Annotated in this window: 19 protein-coding genes; 7 read left to right on the forward strand and 12 right to left on the reverse strand. The window is 68.0% G+C overall.

Annotated features, from left to right (window positions below; translation table 11 throughout):
• The first annotated feature begins 180 nt into the window (after positions 1–180).
• From aceB to FJV41_RS36790, 3 genes are all read left to right on the forward strand, one after another.
• Positions 181–1,806 (forward strand): malate synthase A, encoded by a 1,626-nt coding sequence (gene aceB / locus FJV41_RS36780; RefSeq protein WP_141647271.1) that lies wholly within the window; start codon positions 181–183, stop codon positions 1,804–1,806.
• Between the two features lie 49 nt (positions 1,807–1,855).
• Positions 1,856–3,142: an isocitrate lyase gene (gene aceA / locus FJV41_RS36785; RefSeq protein ID WP_141647272.1), complete on the forward strand. Its 1,287-nt coding sequence runs from the start codon at positions 1,856–1,858 to the stop codon at positions 3,140–3,142.
• Positions 3,143–3,343: 201 nt separating this feature from the next.
• The gene (locus FJV41_RS36790) at positions 3,344–3,772 is read left to right on the forward strand and encodes a hypothetical protein (protein WP_141647273.1); all 429 of its coding nucleotides are present in this window, start codon (positions 3,344–3,346) and stop codon (positions 3,770–3,772) included.
• Between the two features lie 3 nt (positions 3,773–3,775).
• Here FJV41_RS36790 and FJV41_RS36795 read toward each other — a convergent pair whose 3' ends face one another.
• From FJV41_RS36795 to FJV41_RS36815, 5 genes are all read right to left on the reverse strand, one after another.
• Positions 3,776–4,027, reverse strand: a complete 252-nt coding sequence (locus tag FJV41_RS36795) for a hypothetical protein (protein ID WP_141647274.1) — start codon at positions 4,025–4,027, stop codon at positions 3,776–3,778.
• Positions 4,028–4,128: 101 nt separating this feature from the next.
• A complete protein-coding gene (locus FJV41_RS36800; protein WP_141647275.1) occupies positions 4,129–4,467 on the reverse strand; it encodes a hypothetical protein in 339 nt (112 codons plus the stop codon).
• A gap of 63 nt (positions 4,468–4,530) precedes the next feature.
• A complete protein-coding gene (locus FJV41_RS36805) occupies positions 4,531–5,814 on the reverse strand; it encodes a TIGR04013 family B12-binding domain/radical SAM domain-containing protein (protein ID WP_141647276.1) in 1,284 nt (427 codons plus the stop codon).
• A 59-nt stretch (positions 5,815–5,873) separates the two neighbouring features.
• Positions 5,874–7,469 (reverse strand): serine hydrolase domain-containing protein, encoded by a 1,596-nt coding sequence (locus FJV41_RS36810; RefSeq protein WP_246137647.1) that lies wholly within the window; start codon positions 7,467–7,469, stop codon positions 5,874–5,876.
• A gap of 162 nt (positions 7,470–7,631) precedes the next feature.
• The gene (locus tag FJV41_RS36815) at positions 7,632–9,155 is read right to left on the reverse strand and encodes a pyridoxal-dependent decarboxylase (protein WP_141647278.1); all 1,524 of its coding nucleotides are present in this window, start codon (positions 9,153–9,155) and stop codon (positions 7,632–7,634) included.
• Between the two features lie 153 nt (positions 9,156–9,308).
• Here FJV41_RS36815 and FJV41_RS36820 point away from each other — a divergent pair, with 153 nt between their 5' ends.
• The gene (locus FJV41_RS36820) at positions 9,309–10,742 is read left to right on the forward strand and encodes a hypothetical protein (RefSeq protein WP_246137648.1); all 1,434 of its coding nucleotides are present in this window, start codon (positions 9,309–9,311) and stop codon (positions 10,740–10,742) included.
• 11 nt (positions 10,743–10,753) lie between these two features.
• On the opposite strand, the gene FJV41_RS36825 is transcribed toward FJV41_RS36820, so the two are convergent.
• Positions 10,754–11,665 carry a LysR family transcriptional regulator gene (locus FJV41_RS36825; protein ID WP_141647280.1) on the reverse strand — a complete coding sequence of 304 codons (912 nt, stop codon included), beginning with the start codon at positions 11,663–11,665 and terminating at the stop codon, positions 10,754–10,756.
• Between the two features lie 67 nt (positions 11,666–11,732).
• On the opposite strand from FJV41_RS36825, the gene FJV41_RS36830 reads away from it, so the two are divergent.
• Positions 11,733–12,677: a haloalkane dehalogenase gene (locus FJV41_RS36830; protein WP_141647281.1), complete on the forward strand. Its 945-nt coding sequence runs from the start codon at positions 11,733–11,735 to the stop codon at positions 12,675–12,677.
• 49 nt (positions 12,678–12,726) lie between these two features.
• On the opposite strand, the gene FJV41_RS36835 is transcribed toward FJV41_RS36830, so the two are convergent.
• The 4 genes from FJV41_RS36835 to FJV41_RS36850 form a co-directional block, all read right to left on the reverse strand.
• Positions 12,727–13,053, reverse strand: a complete 327-nt coding sequence (locus FJV41_RS36835; protein ID WP_181791185.1) for a hypothetical protein — start codon at positions 13,051–13,053, stop codon at positions 12,727–12,729.
• Positions 13,054–13,115: 62 nt separating this feature from the next.
• Positions 13,116–14,345 (reverse strand): hypothetical protein, encoded by a 1,230-nt coding sequence (locus tag FJV41_RS36840; protein ID WP_141647283.1) that lies wholly within the window; start codon positions 14,343–14,345, stop codon positions 13,116–13,118.
• Between the two features lie 79 nt (positions 14,346–14,424).
• On the reverse strand, positions 14,425–15,189 hold the full coding sequence (locus FJV41_RS36845; protein ID WP_141647284.1) for a hypothetical protein: 765 nt from the start codon (positions 15,187–15,189) through the stop codon (positions 14,425–14,427).
• A gap of 49 nt (positions 15,190–15,238) precedes the next feature.
• Complete coding sequence (locus FJV41_RS36850) at positions 15,239–15,703, reverse strand: MarR family winged helix-turn-helix transcriptional regulator (RefSeq protein ID WP_141647285.1); 465 nt, start codon at positions 15,701–15,703, stop codon at positions 15,239–15,241.
• A gap of 127 nt (positions 15,704–15,830) precedes the next feature.
• Here FJV41_RS36850 and FJV41_RS36855 point away from each other — a divergent pair, with 127 nt between their 5' ends.
• Positions 15,831–16,586 (forward strand): hypothetical protein, encoded by a 756-nt coding sequence (locus FJV41_RS36855; RefSeq protein WP_141647286.1) that lies wholly within the window; start codon positions 15,831–15,833, stop codon positions 16,584–16,586.
• A gap of 78 nt (positions 16,587–16,664) precedes the next feature.
• Here the strand turns inward: FJV41_RS36855 and FJV41_RS36860 are convergent, their stop codons facing one another.
• Positions 16,665–17,687, reverse strand: coding sequence for a polysaccharide lyase family 20 protein (locus tag FJV41_RS36860; protein ID WP_246137649.1), 1,023 nt, complete (start codon positions 17,685–17,687; stop codon positions 16,665–16,667).
• Between the two features lie 356 nt (positions 17,688–18,043).
• Between FJV41_RS36860 and FJV41_RS36865 the strand changes: the two genes are divergently transcribed.
• Entirely contained in the window at positions 18,044–19,069 is a 1,026-nt protein-coding gene (locus FJV41_RS36865) for an arginine N-succinyltransferase (protein WP_141647287.1), read from the forward strand.
• Between the two features lie 12 nt (positions 19,070–19,081).
• On the opposite strand, the gene FJV41_RS36870 is transcribed toward FJV41_RS36865, so the two are convergent.
• Positions 19,082–19,375, reverse strand: a 294-nt coding sequence (locus FJV41_RS36870) for a lasso peptide biosynthesis protein (protein ID WP_181791187.1), incomplete at its 5' end; no start/stop codon positions are given.

Raw genomic sequence — 19,375 nt, forward strand, 5'->3', positions numbered from 1 at the left:
GCCGCCCCCTCCCCGCCAAACCCGCGCCAAGTCTGTTGATTTACAGATTTAATCCGGCGGGTGTTGACAGCATTACAGCCAAGCAGGCACAAATTGACCGACACTTCCTTTCCTCCCTCGGAAGATCCATTTTCCGACCCGTCGAAGCTGATTTACAACGCAGCAAGCCAAGGAGTCGAGATGACCGCGGATGCCCCCTCCTCGAAGACCCCGGCCTTCAGCGCTGGCGTGGCCGTCAAGGGGCCGTGGCACCCCGATTACGCCGAGGTCCTCACCCCGGCCGCCCTCGATTTCGTCGCCCGCCTCGCCCGCGCCTTCGGCGAACGCCGTGAAGCCCTCCTGGAGCGCCGCAAGACGGTCCAGGCGTCCTGGCGCAAGGGCGAGCGTCCCCACTTCCTGCCGGAAACGAAGGCCATCCGGGACAGCCACTGGACGGTGGCTCCCCTGCCTCCGGACCTCCAGGACCGCCGCGTCGAAATCACCGGCCCCGTGGACCGGAAGATGATCATCAACGCGCTCAACTCCGGCGCGAACGTCTTCATGGCGGACTTCGAGGACGCCAACAGCCCCACCTGGGACAACGTCGTCCGCGGCCAGCTCAACCTCCGCGACGCCGTCCGCCGCCGCATCTCCTTCACCGCCGACGGCGGCAAGCACTACGCCCTCAACGAGAAGCCCGCCGTCCTCTTCGTGCGTCCTCGCGGCTGGCACCTGCCCGAGCGCCACGTCGAAATCGACGGCAAGCCCATCTCCGGCTCCCTCTTCGACTTCGGCCTCTTCTTCTTCCACAACGTCCGCGAGCAGCTCGCGCGGAACACCGGCCCCTACTTCTACCTGCCGAAGATGCAGAGCCACCTGGAGGCCCGCCTCTGGAACGACGTGTTCCTGCTCGCCCAGGACACCCTCGGAATCCCCCGCGGCACCATCAAGGCCACCGTCCTCATCGAAACGCTCCCCGCCGCCTTCGAGATGGACGAAATCCTCCACGAGCTGCGCGAGCACTCCGCCGGCCTCAACTGCGGCCGCTGGGACTACATCTTCAGCTTCATCAAGACGCTCCAGTCCGACACCAGCGTCGTCCTCCCGGACCGCGGCCAGGTCACCATGGACAAGGCGTTCCTCAACGCCTACTCCCAACTGCTCATCCAGACCTGCCACCGCCGCAATGTCCACGCCATGGGCGGCATGGCCGCGTTCATCCCCATCAAGGGTGACGCCGCCGCCAACGAGGCCGTCCTCGAGAAGGTCCGCGCCGACAAGCTGCGCGAGGTGAAGAACGGCCACGACGGGACGTGGGTCGCCCACCCCGGCCTCGTCGCCCTCGCTCGCGACATCTTCGACGCGAACATGAAGGGCGAAAACCAGCTCTCCAACAAGCGCGAGGACGTCCGCATCACCGAGGCCGACCTGCTCAAGGTCCCCTCCGGCACGCGCACCGAAGAGGGCCTGCGCCACAACCTCCGCGTCGGCATCCAATACACCGCCGCCTGGCTGGGCGGACTGGGCTGCGTGCCGCTCTACAACCTGATGGAGGACGCGGCCACCGCCGAAATCTCCCGCGCCCAGGTCTGGCAGTGGATTCACCACGGCGCCCCGCTCGACGACGGCCGCAAGGTGACCACCGCGCTGTTCCAGACGCTGCTCGCCGAGGAGATGGCCGAGCTGGAGCGCGAAGGCGTCCAGCAGCGCTACGGCGCCGACCACGTGACGCGCGCCCGCGAACTCTTCGAGCGCCTGTCCACCGCCTCCACCTTCGAGGACTTCCTCACCCTGCCCGCCTACGCGGCGCTGGATGCCACCCGCTGAAACCTTTCGTTCTTCTTCAACCCTTCACCGCCGCACCGAGGAGCCTGCGATGTACGACGCCACCACGACGACCCCGGATGCCACTCCCCACGCCAAGCTCCACGCTCGACGCTTCGAGGGCATCACCCGCAACTACACCGACAAGGACGTGCTGAAGCTGCGTGGCACCCTGCCCATCAGCTACACGCTGGCGGAAGTCGGCGCGAAGCGGCTGTGGGAGCTGCTCCACACCGAGGACTACATCAACGCGCTCGGCTCGCTCACCGGCAACCAGGCCGTGCAGATGGTCCGCGCGGGCCTGAAGGCCATCTACCTCTCCGGCTGGCAGGTCGCCGCCGACGCCAACTCCGCCGGACAGATGTACCCGGACCAGAGCCTCTACCCGGTGGACAGCGTCCCCACCGTGGTGAAGAAGATCAACAACGCCCTGCGCCGCGCGGACCAGATCGACCACGCCGAGGGCAAGAGCGACCGCTACTGGTTCGCCCCCATCATCGCCGACGCCGAGGCCGGCTTCGGCGGCCCGCTCAACGCCTTCGAGCTGATGAAGAGCATGATTGAAGCCGGCGCCGCGGGCGTCCACTTCGAGGACCAGCTCGCCAGCGAGAAGAAGTGCGGCCACATGGGCGGCAAGGTCCTGGTGCCCACCAACCACTTCATCCGCACCCTCACCGCCGCGCGCCTCGCCGCCGACGTCATGGGCGTGCCCACCCTGCTCGTCGCCCGCACGGACGCCGACAGCGCCAAGCTGCTGATGAGCGACTCGGACGAGTACGACCACGCCTTCATCGACCGCAAGAACGGCCGCACCTCCGAGGGCTTCTACCGCCTCAACGGCGGCCTCGACTGCGCCATCGCCCGCGGCCTCGCCTACGCGCCCTACGCGGACCTCGTCTGGTGCGAGACCAGCACCCCGGACCTCGCCCAGGCCAAGAAGTTCGCCGAGTCCGTCCGCGAGAAGTTCCCCAACAAGATGCTGGCCTACAACTGCTCGCCGTCCTTCAACTGGAAGAAGAACCTGGACGACGCCACCATCGCGAAGTTCCAGCGTGAGCTGGGCGCCATGGGCTACAAGTTCCAGTTCGTCACCCTGGCCGGCTTCCACGCGCTGAACCACTCGATGTACGAGCTGGCCCGCAAGTACAAGGACCGCGGCATGGCGGCCTACAGCGAGTTCCAGCAGGGCGAGTTCGGCTCGGAGAAGGACGGCTACACCGCCACCCGTCACCAGCGCGAGGTCGGCACCGGCTACTTCGACCAGGTCGCCGAGGTCATCTCCGGCGGCTCCGCCAGCACCCTGGCCCTGCACGAGTCCACCGAGGCCCACCAGTTCTAATCGGGCGCCTTTTTCGCTGATCCATCCGAAGGCCGTGGACTTGGGGCACCCTGCCCGTAAGTCCGCGGCCTTCGGTCGTTTTTCTGGCCAGCGGGCAGGCTCCGCGCGCCCGGACGCAACTTCCCGGGGCTTCGGGCGATAATGTGTGCAGACCTCCGAGAATCGCGCTTCGTGCGCCCTCGGTTTGCCAAGGAGCCCACCATGAGCCGCATCAACAACCTCACCGGTCCTCGGGTCCAGGTCCCCACGCCGCAGGCCAACGCCGCGGCCTCGCGCGCGGGCTTCGGCGCGGTGATGCAGCAGCACAACAACAACATGATGTCGGCGGCGAACCGCCCGGGTGATCCGCTGATGTCCACGGGCGGCCTCGTGGTGCAGTCGGCGCTCAACTCCGTGGGCGGCTCCTCGCACGGCGGGCTGCTGAACTCCTACCTGTCGGCCGTGGGCCGTCCCCCCGTGGCCAAGGACGCCAGCTCCGCGGACGGCGCGCAGGCCGCGTCCACGCCGGCGGCGGGCTCCAAGGAGGCGGAGGAGCAGAAGGTGATGATGGAGTTGGCGGAGCTGTCCGCCGCGACGCTGAGCAACTCCATCTTCCACATGGGCAACCGCACGAAGGTGTCGCTGGATTAGTCGCTAGCGCTTCTTCGTCGTCTTGCGCTCGGCGCGCTTGAGGTACTCGGCGCGCTGGCCCTGCTGGAGGTCCCCGGCGCCATCATACGGATGGCCCACCTCCGTGCGCTGACCGCCGTCCTGCCCCGTGATGTCGTTGAGGAACTCGGCGCGCCCCTCGGCGGGCACCCGGTCTCCATCCGCCTCCGGGTCCTTCTGCTTCTCGGGGTCCAGGGGGATTCCGAGCGGCGTCTGGAGATACTCCTTCGGGTCCATGGGGGTCGCTCCTTCGAGGGTGCACTCAGCCCGTGACTCGAAGGTGGGGACGACGGGACGCTTCGCGCAGCGAGAGAGCCGGCGAGCAGCCCCCCGTCACCTCAGTTGAGGTACTTCGGGCGAGGCGGCGTCGCGGGCTGCTGGCGCATCATCTCCAGGCCCTGGCGCGTGAGGATGAAGCGCACCACGCCGGAGCCGCGCTCCGTCTCGATGTCCGCCTCGAAGGCAGGCCCGGCGATGCCGCCGAGCGCCACGTCCTTGCGCAGGTTGCGCACCTTGCCGCTCAGCATGTCCCCGGCGACGTCCTTCGCGCCCTCTCCCCGCTCGTGCAGCTCGTACGCCGTCTGGTGCAGCGTCATGGCGAGCGAGGGCGTCAGCGGCTGGGAGCTGAAGAGGACGGAGATGAGCAACCAGTAGGGAGGGGTCTCGTCGGAGGACATCGCGCACCCATCCTAATCGCCTGAGCGCTCGCGGGCCCGAGGAAGTGACGCGGGCAAGGGACGCTAGCCCGCCCGGGGCCTTCGTCGCGAGGCGATGCCCTCCGCCAGCGCCACCTGCTGCTTCCAGTGGCCATACAGCCGGCCCTGGGAGGCGAGCGTGTCCAGCTTGCGCTGCGTCTCCTCATCCACCCGCCCTGGCGCGGCGTCGCGATAGGGCGTGCCGGGCAGCGGCATGAAGGTGTGTCCGTGGACGCGCGCGCCCAGCTTCCCCAGCTTTTCCATCAGGGAGACAGTGGCCTCCACGTCCTCGGGCGTCTCGCCCGGGAGGCCGAGGATGAAGTCCACGTTGGGGACGAAGCCGCCCTCCACCGCGAGCCGCGTGGCGCGCACCACCGTCTCCACGTCATGGCCGCGGCGCGTGGCCTGGAGGATGCGCTCGGAGCCGGACTGCCCGCCGATGATGAGGTTGTCGTTGTGGACGTAGCGCTTGAGGACCGCGAGCGCCTCCGGTGTGACGTGCTCGGGACGGACCTCCGAGGGGAAGGTGCCGTAGTACACGCGCCCATCGGGAGCCATGGCCTCGCGCACGGCGGCGAGCAGCTCCTCCACGGCGGCCAGGTTCATCGTCTCGTCGGCGGTGCCGTAGGACATGGACGTGGGCGTGATGAAGCGGATGTCCCGCCGCCCCGAGCGCCGCAGCTCTCGGGCCCAGTGCGCGATGTTGGCCACGGAGCGATGGCGGAAGCGCGCCTTGCTCATGAAGGGCGTCTGGCAGAAGCGGCACGCGTAGATGCAGCCGCGCGTAATCTCGATGGCGCCGAACATGGCGTGACGGGCCGCGAAGGGAGGGAAGTCGTCGAGCTTCACGCCCTCGCCCCGGCCGTGCTGCACCAGCTTGCCGTCCTTCAGGTGGGCCACGCCGTGCGTGTCACGCGGGTCTTCTCCGCGCTGCACGCGCCCGAGCAGCTCGCGCAGCGAGTACTCGCCTTCCCCAATCGCGATGAGGTCGAAGCCGGCCTGGAGCGTCTGGACGGGCTCGGCCGTCGCGTGGACTCCGCCCGCGATGCAGAGGACGGAGCGGCCCTCCAGTCGCTCGCGCACCCACGCGAGTTCCTCCGCGGAGACGGCGAAGCTGGCGGAGTAGAAGGACCACGCGGCCACCACCGTGTCGCCCGCGTCGGCGCGCTCCTTCACGGTGGAGAGCAGCGTCTGCCTGTCGCGAGGGAAGAACAGCTTCACGTCCGCGAGCGCGGGGTCGGATTCGACGGCGCCCGCCAGCACGGTGAAGGCGTACTTGCCCGGGTACTGATAGCTGAGGACGAGCGAGATGGGACGGTGCGGCACCATGAGCGTCCACCATGATGCCACATGGCCCCAGCCGCGAGGACTCCGAGAGAGCAGGCGACTCAGCGCGCGGCGGGGGCGGGCCGGACGAGGTCGAGCACCTTGCCGGTGAACTCGGAGAACTCCAGGGCCTCGTCGGGAACGCGCTCATCGGAGTCCGACATGCGCACGGCCACGAGGTCGTACTTCGGCAGCACGAGGACACGCTGTCCGCCCTGGCCAATCGCCGCGAAGCCGCTGGGCGGGCCCTCCACGTTCTGTTTGAAGTTGTAGGGAGCGGACTTCTCCATGAAGTCAGTGAGCAGGGAGGCGTCTCCCAGCTTCTCCACGAACGTGGCCAGGAACACGCCCTGCGGAATGGGGCGGTCCGCGATGTCCCGCAGCCGGGCCAGCGGAGCCTCGGGGAAGCCGTTGCGTCGAGCCTGCTCCAGCATGTCCGTACCGAGCGTGACGGACATGCCCTGCTCGTAGAGGAGCCACCAGAGCAGTCCCCCCGTGGGCGTGTGCGGCTGAGCGGGAGCACCGCCCAACGCCTGGATGTACGACGCGCTCAGGACACGCTGGCCCTTCCACGTGCCGCCCTGGAGCAGCATCTGCCCCACCTTGGCGAAGTCCACGGGATGGAGCTGCAGGCCCGCCATGCCCACGGGGTTGCCCGACGGGTCCTTGTCCCAGCGAAAGTCGCGGATGCCGAGCGGCGTGAAGAGCTTCCGCGCGAGATACACATCCATCTTCTCACCCGACGCGCGCTCCACGATGCCCGCGACGAGATTGGTGGCCTTGTTGTTGTACGCATGCTTGCTGCCGGGCTCGTCCACCACCTCGGAGTCCAGCGCGTAGCGCACGAAGTCCTTGGACTCGTAGATGTCGAAGGCGGTGCGATTCGAGGCCAGTCCCGACGTGTGATTGAGCAGGTGCTTCAGCGTCACCTTGCCCTTGAGGCCGTCCTTCCACTCGGGAAAGAAGGTGGAGACCGGAGTGTCCACGGACGGAATCTTCCCCTCGTCGATGAGCAGGCCGATGGCCAGCGCCACCATGCCCTTGGTGGCGGACATGGCCTCGATGCGATGCGTCTCGCCGCCGAAGTACCACTCCCCCACCAGCTTGCCGTGACGCAGCAGCACGAGTCCCGCGGAGCCCGACTTCTCGGCGGCCTTCAGCAGCTCCTCCAACGCGGGCTCAGACAGTCCGGCCTCGCGCGGAGAGCTTCGCTCCAGACCTTCGCCCACGCCCCAGGTGCGCCGGGCCTCCAGCGCGTTCTTCCGGGCGCGCTCCACCAACGCGTCGTAACCCGGCAGTGTGCGCAGCGAGGCCAGCGCCTTGGCGTGAAGCAGGCCCGCCGGGTCGGCCAGTCCCTTGTCGAGCGCCCGCTCCAACCAGGTCATGGCCATGGCCGTATCGCCCGAAGCAGCGGCCATGCCCGCGGCGGCGCGAGCCACCTCCTCGAACTGGTGTCCCGCGTCCCACACCTGTCGCAGCTCGGCGTGCCCCTTCGCCGCGTCCCCCTCGTGCTGGGCCATCCAGGCCCGCGTCATCGCGGCGCTGGCCTCTGGAGAAGACACCGTCGAGGCCGCGGCGGCCGCTGGAGGAGAGACCGGCTGGGAGTGGGCGCAAGCCAGCAGCGCGCAGAGCGGCAGGAACAGGGCACGTCGTGACACGAAGGACTCCAGGAGAGCGACGGGGGTGTGGGGTACCGCGACAACCAGTTGCCTGGCTGGCGAGAGAACGCTTCGCCTTCCGTCGCATTTCATTACGCCGTGTAAAGGGACACACGGACGTGTCCCCTGGCGCGCGCCCCTCGGCCGTGTTCCTGGAGGACGTCAGCCGACGGACGACGCGAGAAGTTCCCACGCGGCGCGTACGTGTCGCTCCTGCGTCATCGAGGCCCCGATGGCCATCCGCAGCACGTAGCGAGCAGGCGCCCCCTCCACCGCATGCAGCACGGTGTGTGAGAGGAACATCTTGCCCGAGGCATTCACCCGCTCCAGCAGCTCCCGGTTGCGCGCGTCCGTGGCCTGAGGAGGCTCGCCAGGCAGCGGCTTCAAACGGAAGCACACCAGTGACAATGAGCGGGGCACGGCCACCTCGAAGCGCTCATCCTCGGACACCCACGACTCGAAGCGCTCCCCCAGCCGCACGTGCTCACGGATGTGGGCCCGCAGGCCCTTCGCGCCATAGTGACGCAGCACGAACCACAGCTTCAGCGCACGGAAGCGGCGCCCCAGCGGCACCTGCCAGTCGCGGTAGTCGATGACGGCGCCGCTCGCGCTCGCGGCGTTGCGCAGGTACTCCGGCGTCACGCTGAGCGCATCGAGCAGCGCCTTCCTGTCGCGCGTGTAGAAGGCATTGCAGTCGAAGTTGGTGAGCAGCCACTTGTGCGGATTGAACGCGAGCGAGTCCACCCCGGACATGCCATCGAGCAGGTCCCGGTGCTCGGGGCACACCAGCGCCGCGCCCGCCCAGGCCGCGTCGACATGCAGCCAACCGCCCGACGCACGCATGGGCGTGCGGGCCATCACCTCGCCCACCGCGCGAACCGGGTCCGCGGCGCCCGACGACGTGCTCCCCACGGTGGCGCACACGAAGAAGGGCACGCGCCCCGCATCGAGGTCCTCGCGGATGGTGCGCTCCAGCAGTTCCGGCCGCATCCCGTAGCGGGCACTCGTCTCGATGAGCCGCACATGCGTCGTGTCCTCGGCGCCGTGGGCGACTCCGCACAACATGGCCGCCTTGAGCACGGAGGAGTGCGCCTGCGTGGACGCATAGGCCACCCACTCGGAATCAGCGGGAGCGCCGTGACGACGGGCGCGCTCGCGAGCGGCCACCATGGCGACGAGCGTGGCCTCGCTCGCGGTGCCCTGGATGACACTGCCTCCGGTGGCGGAGGTGGAACGGAAGTCCTCGGGCAGGCCCGTCAGCTCCGCGAGCCAGTCGAGCACCCGCGTCTCCAGCTCCGTCGCGGCGGGACTGGTGGACCAGAGCATGCCCTGCACGCCCAGGCCCGCGGACAGCAGCTCTCCGAGCACGGCGGGCCCGGAGGCATTCGCCGGGAAGTACGCGAAGAAGGACGGTGACTGCCAATGCGTGAGCCCCGGCAGGATGATGTCCTCCAGGTCCTTGAAGATGCCTTCCCAGCCGGCCTCGCCCGCGAGCCCCTCCTCGGGAGGATGCTCGGGTAGCTTCGACGCGACGCCACCAGGCGCCACCTGGGAGCGCACCGGGAAGGACTCCAGCCGCGCCTGATAGTCGGCAATCCAGTCCACCATCCGGTGACCGAGCTTCCGGAACTCCTCCGGGCTCAGGTGGGGCACGCCTCCATCACCGCCAGTCGAGTCATCGCGCATGCGCGGTTCCTGACACGGGCCCCGTGAAGCTTCAAGCGACGCACAGCGCCATCCTTTCAGGAAATGCACTTATTCACGTTTTCCCAGCATTGATATGGGAAGAGTCATGGTTTGCTCGGGGGCATGACTCCAGACACCACGAGACGTGCTCCGATGTTTCGAGGGCTCGGCCTGTACGGCGTGCTCGCGCTGACCTTCGCCGCGCTGTGCTGGCCCACGCAGGCCCACGCGCAGGCCTGGTCCCTGACGAGCGCACAGCGGCAGGCGTTCCTCCAGTACTACGCGCCCGTCATCCTCAAGCGCGGCAACGGGAACGATGGGCGGCACGGCTATGACTGGGTGACGAACTTCGACTTCGACCGGGATGGGAACTTCTCGAACAACAAGCTGAACTGGAAGCAGATCCCCCAGTACGTCGACGCGTCTCGTACAGGCCCCAGCGCCTATGACGGTTGGCGCATCCGGCCGACGCTGTACACGTCGCTCATCGAGTTCATGGACGGAGGCAAGAACCTCGTCCTCATCTACCACGTGTATCACGCGCTCGATAAGAACGCGGCCGGGGACTACCAGCTCCACGACTGGGAGCGGGTGGAGCTGCTCGTCCAGAACGTGGTGGGCAACCCGGGCAGTGGTGAGTCCGTTGCTTACGGAGTGGTGACGCAGCACAAGCGCAACGTCGTGCGCCGTGCGGGGCACGTGGACCTGAACTTCATGCAGACGGCCACGGGCAAGCACCTGCTCATCTGGCAGGCGGAGTGGTCCGACAAGCTGGCGGCGGCGCATGGACAGGAGCTGCGCTTCTGCACGGACCCCTACTCGTTCTTCGCGGGCCGCATGGCGAGCGCGGGCAAGGCGGAGGCCGGGGTCAACAACGATGGTAGGAAGAACGTGCACTACGCCTTCGTGCCGGAGGGTTCGGCGGACGCGGTGGCGGCGTTCGGCGCGCGGGCGCTCACGTATGCGACGGCGGACGCGCTGGCGAGCCGCTACGACAACGGGAAGACCGTCACCTGGCCCAACGTGAAGCGAATCACGTACGAGCTTCAGGACCTCGCGGACATCCTGCCCACGCACTGGCAATACGGCGGCTACACGACGCACTGGAAGGACACGTCCCCCATCGACTTCTGGCTGGAGAGCGCCATTGTCAACGAGGCGGGACAGGCGGAGGTGAGCGCGGGGATGCAGCGCTTCTTCCCGCAGACGCGCGACATCGAGAACGAGGATGACCGCGAGGGCTACATCGCGAAGAAGTGGCTGCTGGGCACGTTCGAGCTGAACGACAGCGCGTCCGACTTCGGCGGGGGTGGCTCGAATGCGTTCCACGACAATGCCTATGCCAGCAGCGTGGCGGACTCTCGCGGCCAGACTCGGGCGAGCGCGAGCGGCTACGGCACGTCGCCGGGTTCCTTCTGGTGGCAGCACGACTACTTCGTGCACACGGGCTTCACGGACTCGAAGGATGGCGTGGAGCATGGCTTCTGGCTGCCGGGCGCGTGGTACTCGCCAACGAGCGGTGGCTTCGACGGGCGCTGGGTCCAGCTTTTCGAAGACAGGCCCGGCCTGGAATCAGGGCAGCGCTGAGCCGAGCCACTTCACTCGGCCACGACACCCCGCCGCACCAGCTCGCGGAAGAAGCGCGCGGCCGGGTCGGCGTGGGTGCGCTCGTGCCAGCACATCGAGATTCTGACGGAATGTGAGGGATGCGGCGCGTCGACCGGATGCACCGTGAGACGCGCGCCGTGCTCGTGTACGAGCGACTCTGGCAACGTCGCGACCAGGTCGGTCGCGGCGACGACCGCCGCTGCCGCGGTGAACGTGGGCACCGTCATGACGACCTCCCGCGGGATGCCCGCCCGTGCGTAGGCGGCTCCAACGGCATCACCGAAGCCCTTTCCCGGCACCATCTCCACGCGGACATGCCGGAGTCCCCCCAGCGCCCGTGCCGACTGGCGCTTGCCCAGCACCGGGTGCCCTCGGCGAGCCACGAGCACGGTGCGCTCCGTCAACAACGGCTCGAAGTGCAGACCTGCTCCCTGTCCCGCCACGCCCAGGTGCAAATCCACCTGCCCCGACCCCAGGTCCCCTAGCGAGACGAGGGAATCGATACCGACCACGCCCAGGCGCGCGTTCGGCAGCTCCTTGCGCATCAGCGCCGCGATTCGCGGCACCCACGTGAGCTGTCCCGCATCGGCGATGGCCAGGGTGAAGGTCTGCTTGCACCGCAGCGGCTCGAATGGGACTTCATGGAGCGCGAGCTCCATCTCTCGAAGCCCACGGCCAATGGCGGGGGCCAACGCGAGCGCTCTCGGCGTGGGGACGATGCCACGTCCCTTCCGCGTCACGAGTGGGTCCCCGAGCAGGGCACGGAGCCGGGCCAGACTGTTGCTGATGGCCGACGGCGTGACATGGAGCCGCTCGGACGCTCGGACCACGCTGCGCTCGGTGAGCACGGTGTGGAGGACCAGGAGGAGATTGAGGTCGATGGCCCCTATCTGAATGCTCATGGTTCGTGAGGTTACTGCTCACGAATCATCACGGCCAGGAAGGTCTCACCGGCCGCATATTGGGCGCATGCACAGACTGCTCGGCTGGCTCGTCACCGGCACGCTCATCGCGTGCCACACGTCTCCACCTGTCCTCCCCCAGCGCACGCCCATGCCCGCCACCCACCAGGCCCCCGTCCTCGACTCCTTCATCTCCTACCGAGAGGAGGGCACCGGCTCGCCCATCGTGTTCCTCCACGGCAACCCCACGTCTTCGTACGTGTGGCGCAACGTGACTCCACAGCTCGCCGACCGGGGCCGCTGCCTCGCGCCCGACCTCATCGGGATGGGGAGCTCCGGCAAACCCGACATCGCCTATCGCTTCGCGGACCACGCGCGGTACCTCGACGCCTGGTTCGACGCGCTCGACCTGCGCGACGTCGTGCTCGTCGGCTACGACTGGGGCGGAGTGCTCGCCCTGGACTGGGCCTCGCGACATCCGGACCGCGTGCGCGGCGTCGTGGTCTTCGAGACATTCTTCCGGTCGATGAACTGGAGCGACTCGACGCCACAGGGTGAGCAACTGTTCCGCGCGCTGCGTACGCCCGGCGTCGGCGAGAAGATGGTGCTGGAGCAGAACGAGTTCCTCGCACGCTCCCTCTCCAATGGCGTCAAGACGGGCCTCACCGAGAGCGCCCGCGAGGCCTACTATGCCCCCTACCCCAATGCCGCGTCACGGCGCCCCATGCTTCAGTGGCCGCGTGAGCTTCCCATCGAAGGAGAACCCGCCGATGTCATCGCCGTCATCGAGCGCTATGACGCGTGGCTTGCCCATCCCTCCGTGAAGCCCGCACTCCTCCTGACGTTCGGGGACACCGGCCTGAGCGCGCCGAAAGTCATCGAGTGGGTACGCAAGTCCCTCCCGGGCCTCGAAATCGTTCCGCTCCCCCCGGCGGGACACCACGCGCCGGAGGACGCGCCCGACGACATCGCCCGAGCGCTCCGCAGTTGGCTCGACCGTCACGGTTGGTGAGCCTCCTTCACCCTCCGCGCACGAGAAGCAGCCCGAGCGCGACCTCGACTCACCGAGCGCCGAACAAGGCTCGCTCGACCTCCGTCACGAGCGAGTCCGTTCCCCAAGGCATCGGCGCATCCCAGCTCCGTCCCGTGCGGTGCATGAGCCAGGACTCGAGATGCGCCAGGACGAGGTTGGCGGTCTCCGTCCGCGTCAGCAGGCCCGCCAACGCGCACGCCCAGCCATCCTTCTCGCCGAACAGGACACGGTCGATGACCTGGGACAGCTCATCGTCCGACACATCCTCGCCCCCAGCCTGCTCCGCCATGCGTCGCGCATAACCAACAAGCGCCACCATGTCGGGGGCGGCCGGAGTATCGCCATGCGCTCCCATGGCACCTACTATCTCCAGGCCACGCGCCCGGGTCCATCGCTCGCGTCCATGCACACGCCCCTTCAGCGCAGGTCGAGAAGCCCCGCGTCGGTGACCTTCTCGAGGCCGCTCAACCAGGCGGACTCGTCCGTGTCGTTGTCGTACACGTTGAGGACACCGCCCCTTGCGTACAGGACGAGCGTTCGCCCGTCCTCGCTGATGTCGTGCACCCCCTCCATACCTTGAGCCTTCAGCTCACGGACCTCATCCCCGTCGAGCGAGTACTCATACAGTTGGGAAACGCCGGTGGAGAAGTAGTTGCTCTCGATGAAGTACGCCGTCCTGCGCCGCGCGCTCGCCGCCGCGATTCCGAAGCCGCTGCAGTACGTCTCATGGGTCCGCCAGACCTTCTCCTGACCGGTGCGCAGGTCGAGGCGACGATAGGTGGCCGAGTCCGCACCTTCGCAGTTCATACCCTCGTCCTGCGTCCCCTCGCGGTAGAAGATCATCGAGTCCCCGAGCACCACGGGTGTCAGCAGTCCCTTCCGATTCTGTTTCATGGGGGAGCCCAGCTTCCAGGGCTTCGTGCCCGTGGGGTCCAGCGTGGCGACCCGGACTCCGCCACGCTCGTGCCTCACCACGGTGCGCGACTCCCCCAGGACCAGGTCATTGCTCGCGGTGTCCGTCACATGCGCGGGCAACACGCGAACGCCCTCCGGCTTGGGCCCGAAGCTCCAACTCCACCAGTCCGCGGTGGTCAAGGTCCCGTTAGCGACGAGCACACGAGAGCCGTCTGCCGTGAACAACTCGGGACGCTGCGAGTGCTGGACCTGATTGCTGGTCCACTGCGCCGGGACTCCGGGGGTGATGGCCACGACGCCCTCCAGGTCCCCCATCACGAGCAGGTTGCCCTCCTTGGCGCGACCCGCTTTGTCGGTGGGCACATCGACCTTCCGACCCGACAGCGTCATGCTCACCAGTCGAGTCGTACCGATATCCCCGCTGACCGAAACACCCATCGCCCAGCGTCCCGTGGGTGGATGCACGGCGAGGTACCAGAACGAGCACGGCTCGGTCTCCCGAAACAACTTGCCCTTGTCGGGCCCACCCAACATCCGGTGCTCCTCGACCTGTTCGCAGTCCGCGAGGGTTCGCGAGCCCCGCGAGTCGATATGGAGGACCTTCCCAGGGACCAGGGCAATCAGTGGCACCGGGGACACGGTGGCGGCGGGAGACACAGGGGTTTCGGCCCACGCCGTCGCGGACGTGGCCAACAGTGCGGAGAGCACCGTGCTGCGCAAGATGTCGTGCATACACCTGATGACGGACTCACCTGTGCTGTATTCACCATGCGTGTGATTGTTCCACCGGAGCGGTTGAGCGCCCCGGGGTTCAGCGCACGCCGCGCGGCCCCTTCGGCGGCCGGGGTCGCCGCGCACCGTGCAGGTCCGCGAACAACCGGTCCGCGAGTTGCTTCAGGGCCCGCGGGTCATCGCCACCGAGCCGCAGCCTCAGCCGCGCGGGGTTCTCATCGAACCAGGCATGCACACTGAGCGGCCCCGCCTGCAAACAGGCCACGCGGCCCAGCAATGGCAGGACAGGCACGAACCCGGCGCGCTGCAGCAGCGCCACGGCCCGCGGCAACACCCCGCTTCCCTCGCAGCCCTGGGTCACCACTTCGTGGTGCGCACGGAGGCGCAGCTCGAAGTGGCTGAACACGCTCGTGGTGATGCGTTCGCCGAAGGTCTCGTGGGACTCGACGGGTAATTGCAAGTCGAGCGAAACACCCTGCTCCAGCACCACGAGCGGCACGTCATCATCCTCGGCGCGCCGCAGGTCGAGGTAGTGGTCATACAACGCCACCTGCGACTCGTCGGTTTCGAGGGCCACGGGGAAGAAGCGGCTGGACAGCGCGTCGTCGTCCTCGCCGAGCCGCTCTGCGATGGCGGAGAAGCGGTGGTCCTGCGTGGCGCCAAACGGACAGTAGTCGTTGCTGCTACCCCCCATCCGCCGCAGGAACTCCACATAGAACCCAGGCAGGGTGACGTCCCGTCCGGCGGTCAGGGTCGCGATGGCGGCGTCCGGCACCCCCTCCAGCCGGGACAGGAACACCGGGTCGCGCTGCCGGATGAACTCGAACACCAGGGGCCAATCCATGAGAGGGTTTCTCCTGAGCAGCACGCCAACCGGACACGGAGCAACGATTTCAGGCTTCGCTCGCCACGGCGACGTCCTGCTCCAACGCCTCCCGGACCTCCTGGAGCGCCCCCAGCGCGGTCTTCAGTGACGCCACGGACACCCGGCCTCCCACCTTGTTCGCCCAGGCCAGTTGACGCGCCTCCACCTCGCGCAGCCGCTCGCGCCCCTTCGTCGTCAGGGCGATGAGCTTGGCCCGGCGGTGGTGCGGGTTGTCCTGGTACTCGACCAGCCCCTCGGCCTCCAGCGCGTCCGCCGTCTGCTGCACGCTCTGCCGGGTCAATCCAATGGTGCGCGCCACGTTCGCCACCGGCGTCGGCTCATGGTCCACCACACCCAGCACCTGCCAACGCGCGCTCGTCAGCCCCGACGGCTCGGAGAGGCGCTCACCCGCCGCGAGCAGCAGGCCGTTGTTCCGGAAGATTTCGAGCACCAGGTCCGTGAACGTCGACCCGGCCGTCGTGTATTTCGCCATGGACAGAAGGCTGTCTGATTGACAGATGGCTGTCAATCAACCGCGTCTCCCGCGCTTCCGAAACTCCCGTGAATTTCCGGAGGCCCGTGACGTCCCAGGAGCGCACCCACGCCTCCAGGAGCCCGTGATGCTTCGCGCCCTCGCCGGACTTCTTCCCCTGTGTCTGCTCGCCACCGCCTGCGGAACCTCGGCTCGACAGCAGGCGCTGCTGGAGCGCCGGGAGGCCATCCGCGCTTCCAATGACGCCTTCGCCGCGGAGGAGCTCGCCCACTACCGGGGCAAGAGCGGCTTCCAGGAGACCCGCTGGGGCATGTCCCCCGACGAGGTCCGCGCGCTCCATCCCGAGGCCCGGACGACTTCGTCCCAAGGCGACCTTCGCGTCACCACCCGCGTCACGGACCGCCTGGCGACGGTGGACTTCAAATTCACCCTGAACAAGCTCGCCACCGTGTCGCTGCGCTTCGACACCGACGCGCCCCTGCGCGAGGACTTCGGTGCGCTCTCGGAGCTGCTGAGCATGAAGTATGGCGCGCCCACCTCGCGTCGGGACACGGCCGAGGACGCGGAGGAGCGCCTGCGCATGGCGGAGTCCCTTAACCTGAGCCTGGGCGAGGGCACGAGTTTTTCCCGGACCACCGGGGACGACCACGCCTACGAGGAGCGGCGTCGCATCGAGGCGCTCGCGGCCAGGACGGACTACCAGTTGGAGAAGACGTGGAAGGACTCGGAGACGAAGCTCCAGCTCTCCGGTTGGCAGCAGCCCGACTCCAAGCGGCTCACCCTGAACTATGTGAGCCGCTACCTCGAGCCCCACCTGAGCAAGCGCTCCGAGACCCAGGACCTGGACCTGGAGCTCAAGCGCGCGCAGGCCCAGGAGCTGTGAGCGCGGACCCAGGACTCGGGAGCTTCAGCGGCGAGCCCCCGAGTCCGCGTCGATGAGCACAGCGTCCCAGCGAGAGCCTCAAGCGCGCCGGCGACGCACCCAGGCCAGGCCCATCAACCCCAGGAGCGCGAGCCCCGCGAGCGGCCCGCCAGCGCTGTTGCAGCCCGCGGCCTCCCCGTCCGTGCCATCCGGAGTCACACCCGTGGGAGGCAGCACTCCGCCGGGTCCCTCCTCCGGCAACGTGCCCGCATCGCTCCCAGGCGACGTGCCCGCGTCCTTGGGCTCCTCCGGCTCCGGGTCGACCGGCGGTCCCGCGTCCACCGTGGGCGTGCCCGCGTCCGTCGGGGGAGGAGGGCCCGCGTCCACCGTGGGCGTCCCCGCATCCGCGGGAGGAGGCGTGCCCGCATCCGGCGTGGGCGGGGGCGTCGTATCCAGCACGTCCGCCAGCGTCGTCGCCTGGATGAAACCGTCGTGGTACAGCACGCCCACCGGCTTCACCGTGTCGCTGCGATACAGGCCCAGCTTCAGATAGTTGTTCTGGCCCGCGTACATCGTCACGGCGCTCTTCTTCGCCAGCACCTTCTCCTTGTTGTGCCAGAGCTCCACGAAGCCCGTGCTCGCCTTGGAGGACCACTTCACGTGCAGGATGAACTCGTGCCACACGCCGCGCTGGAGCTTGCCGCGCCATGGAATGGTGGAGTCGTAGTTGAGCGCCATGCGAATCTCCTCGCCGCGCACGTAGAACTCCAGCGGCGGTGAGCCGCAGCACCCGTCATGGTGCCACTGCGTGAAGAGCTGCCACGTGTCCACGCTGGGGAAGTCCGCCGCGAACATCACCTTCCAGCGGTAGAAATACTCGGAGCCTTCCTTCTCCTTGCCCTGGTACACCAGCTCGTTGCGATTGCCGCTGGAGTTGATGGGGTCGTCGCCCTGCTTCACCGTGACTTTGAGCGCGTACTTGCCCTCCGCCACCGGGTTCGTCACCACCAACAACCGGTCCGAGCTCACCACCTGCTCGCTCGAGTATTGCGAGCGGTTGCCCGTCTCGAAGTCACCGCGCCACACGACTCCGGCGAACGCCAGACTGGGGAGCATCCACATCGCAAGCATTCCAGGAACAAAGACTCTCAATGGCACGTGTCCTTGCGAAGGTTTGAAAGCCAACGGTCGACACACGGTAGCCGAAAGCATTCCACGCTTCATTCCCCCCACCATTTCTTCCCACTCGCCTGACAACAGGGCGAGCGTCCAGTCAGGGGGTTGGACGTTTGATATATGTTTCACCCCGCGCGAGCCCGTGCGTGGGCCACGCGTGCCTGCCAGGGCGGATAGTTCACCTAATGACTCAGCGCGTCACACAAGGAAACAAGCGAGCGTGAGCTGACCGCCGGCAGGTGGTGTGGTGTATGGTCCCCACCCCTTCCGGCGCCCATTCCAGGGGCGTCCCGGGTGCACCCATGCTTGTCCTGCGTGACGTCCAGAAGACCGACCTGGCCGGCCTCAAGCGGCTCGCCGCCGTGCTCAACACGGTGAACCTGCCGAACAACGAGGAGACGCTCGAGAACATCATCGACAAGTCGGTGAAGAGCTTCGCCGGGAAGGTGAAGAACCCCTTCGAGCGGGAGTACCTCTTCGTCCTCGAGGACGTGCGCAACGGGCTCATCATCGGCACGTCGATGATCATCGCCCAGCACGGCACGTACGAGGCGCCGCACATCTATTACGAGGTGAGCGAGCGGGAGCACTACTCCGCCTCCCTGGAGCGGCACCTGCGGCACAAGGTGCTGTCCATCGCCTACAACTACGAGGGCCCCACCGAAATCGGCGGCCTCGTGGTGGACCCGCCGTACCGGGCCACGCCGGACAAGCCCGGCAAGCAGCTGTCCTACGTGCGCTTCCTCTTCCTCGCCATGCACCGCCGGCTGTTCCGCCCGCGCGTGCTGGCGGAGCTGCTCCCGCCCCTGCTCCCCGACGGGCGGAGCCTCTTGTGGGAGGCGTGCGGCAAGAAGTTCACCGGCCTGACGTACCTGGAGGCGGACCGCCTCAGCCGGCAGAACAAGGAGTTCATCAAGGAGCTGTTCCCCGCGTCGGACATCTACGCGTCGCTCTTCCCGGACCGCGTGCAGAAGGTGCTGGGCGAAGTGGGCCCGCAGACGCGCGGCGTGCAGCGCATGCTGGAGCGCATCGGCTTCCGGTACGTGGAGCGCATCGACCCGTTCGACGGCGGTCCGCACTTCGAGGCCAACACCTCCGACGTGTCGCTGGTGCGCAAGTACCGCACGGTGAAGCTCGCGGACGAGGACTTCGAGATGGAGGGGGACGACATCCTCGTCGCCTACGAGCGCGAGTCCGGTCGCAACCGCTTCCGCTCGGTGCGCTGCCAGGCCCGGCTCGACAACACGGTGGCCTACCTGCCCGCCCGCGCCAAGGAAATCCTCGGCGCCGACGCGGGCGCGAAGCTGTCCATCATCCCCTTCGAATAACCCGCGCCCATCTCACGGCCGGCGCACCACCCGGTGCGCCCCGCGCAAGAGCGCCAACCACCGCGCTCCAGCCTCCAGCGCCGGGCCGCGCGCCTCCGCGAGCGCCAGCGCCAGGTGAGTGTCCGCGCGGACGTCATCCAGCGACGTGGGGTCCAAATCCAGCGTGCCCCCGCCCACCAGCGCCACGCGCACCCAGGCGTGGGGCCGGGCCGGGCCGCCGTCCACCACCAGCAGCCCGTGCACCAGGGCCACCTTCACGCCCTTCTCCCGCGCCCACGCCGCGAAGCGAAGCGCGTGCGCCAGACA

This window comes from Myxococcus llanfairpwllgwyngyllgogerychwyrndrobwllllantysiliogogogochensis (assembly GCF_006636215.1).
GTDB classification, from domain to species: domain Bacteria; phylum Myxococcota; class Myxococcia; order Myxococcales; family Myxococcaceae; genus Myxococcus; species Myxococcus llanfairpwllgwyngyllgogerychwyrndrobwllllantysiliogogogochensis.

Coding starts and splice junctions, on each gene's coding strand:
- FJV41_RS36800 (WP_141647275.1), bottom strand. CDS start 4,467: ATGTCCTCCGACGAGACCCCTCCCTACTGGTTGCTCATCTCCGTCCTC.
- FJV41_RS36850 (WP_141647285.1), bottom strand. CDS start 15,703: ATGGCGAAATACACGACGGCCGGGTCGACGTTCACGGACCTGGTGCTC.
- aceA (WP_141647272.1), top strand. CDS start 1,856: ATGTACGACGCCACCACGACGACCCCGGATGCCACTCCCCACGCCAAG.
- FJV41_RS36790 (WP_141647273.1), top strand. CDS start 3,344: ATGAGCCGCATCAACAACCTCACCGGTCCTCGGGTCCAGGTCCCCACG.
- FJV41_RS36840 (WP_141647283.1), bottom strand. CDS start 14,345: ATGCACGACATCTTGCGCAGCACGGTGCTCTCCGCACTGTTGGCCACG.
- FJV41_RS36865 (WP_141647287.1), top strand. CDS start 18,044: ATGCTTGTCCTGCGTGACGTCCAGAAGACCGACCTGGCCGGCCTCAAG.
- FJV41_RS36830 (WP_141647281.1), top strand. CDS start 11,733: ATGCACAGACTGCTCGGCTGGCTCGTCACCGGCACGCTCATCGCGTGC.
- FJV41_RS36855 (WP_141647286.1), top strand. CDS start 15,831: ATGCTTCGCGCCCTCGCCGGACTTCTTCCCCTGTGTCTGCTCGCCACC.
- FJV41_RS36795 (WP_141647274.1), bottom strand. CDS start 4,027: ATGGACCCGAAGGAGTATCTCCAGACGCCGCTCGGAATCCCCCTGGAC.
- FJV41_RS36805 (WP_141647276.1), bottom strand. CDS start 5,814: ATGGTGCCGCACCGTCCCATCTCGCTCGTCCTCAGCTATCAGTACCCG.
- FJV41_RS36835 (WP_181791185.1), bottom strand. CDS start 13,053: ATGGGAGCGCATGGCGATACTCCGGCCGCCCCCGACATGGTGGCGCTT.
- FJV41_RS36860 (WP_246137649.1), bottom strand. CDS start 17,687: ATGTGGATGCTCCCCAGTCTGGCGTTCGCCGGAGTCGTGTGGCGCGGT.
- FJV41_RS36845 (WP_141647284.1), bottom strand. CDS start 15,189: ATGGATTGGCCCCTGGTGTTCGAGTTCATCCGGCAGCGCGACCCGGTG.
- aceB (WP_141647271.1), top strand. CDS start 181: ATGACCGCGGATGCCCCCTCCTCGAAGACCCCGGCCTTCAGCGCTGGC.
- FJV41_RS36820 (WP_246137648.1), top strand. CDS start 9,309: ATGTTTCGAGGGCTCGGCCTGTACGGCGTGCTCGCGCTGACCTTCGCC.
- FJV41_RS36825 (WP_141647280.1), bottom strand. CDS start 11,665: ATGAGCATTCAGATAGGGGCCATCGACCTCAATCTCCTCCTGGTCCTC.
- FJV41_RS36815 (WP_141647278.1), bottom strand. CDS start 9,155: ATGCGCGATGACTCGACTGGCGGTGATGGAGGCGTGCCCCACCTGAGC.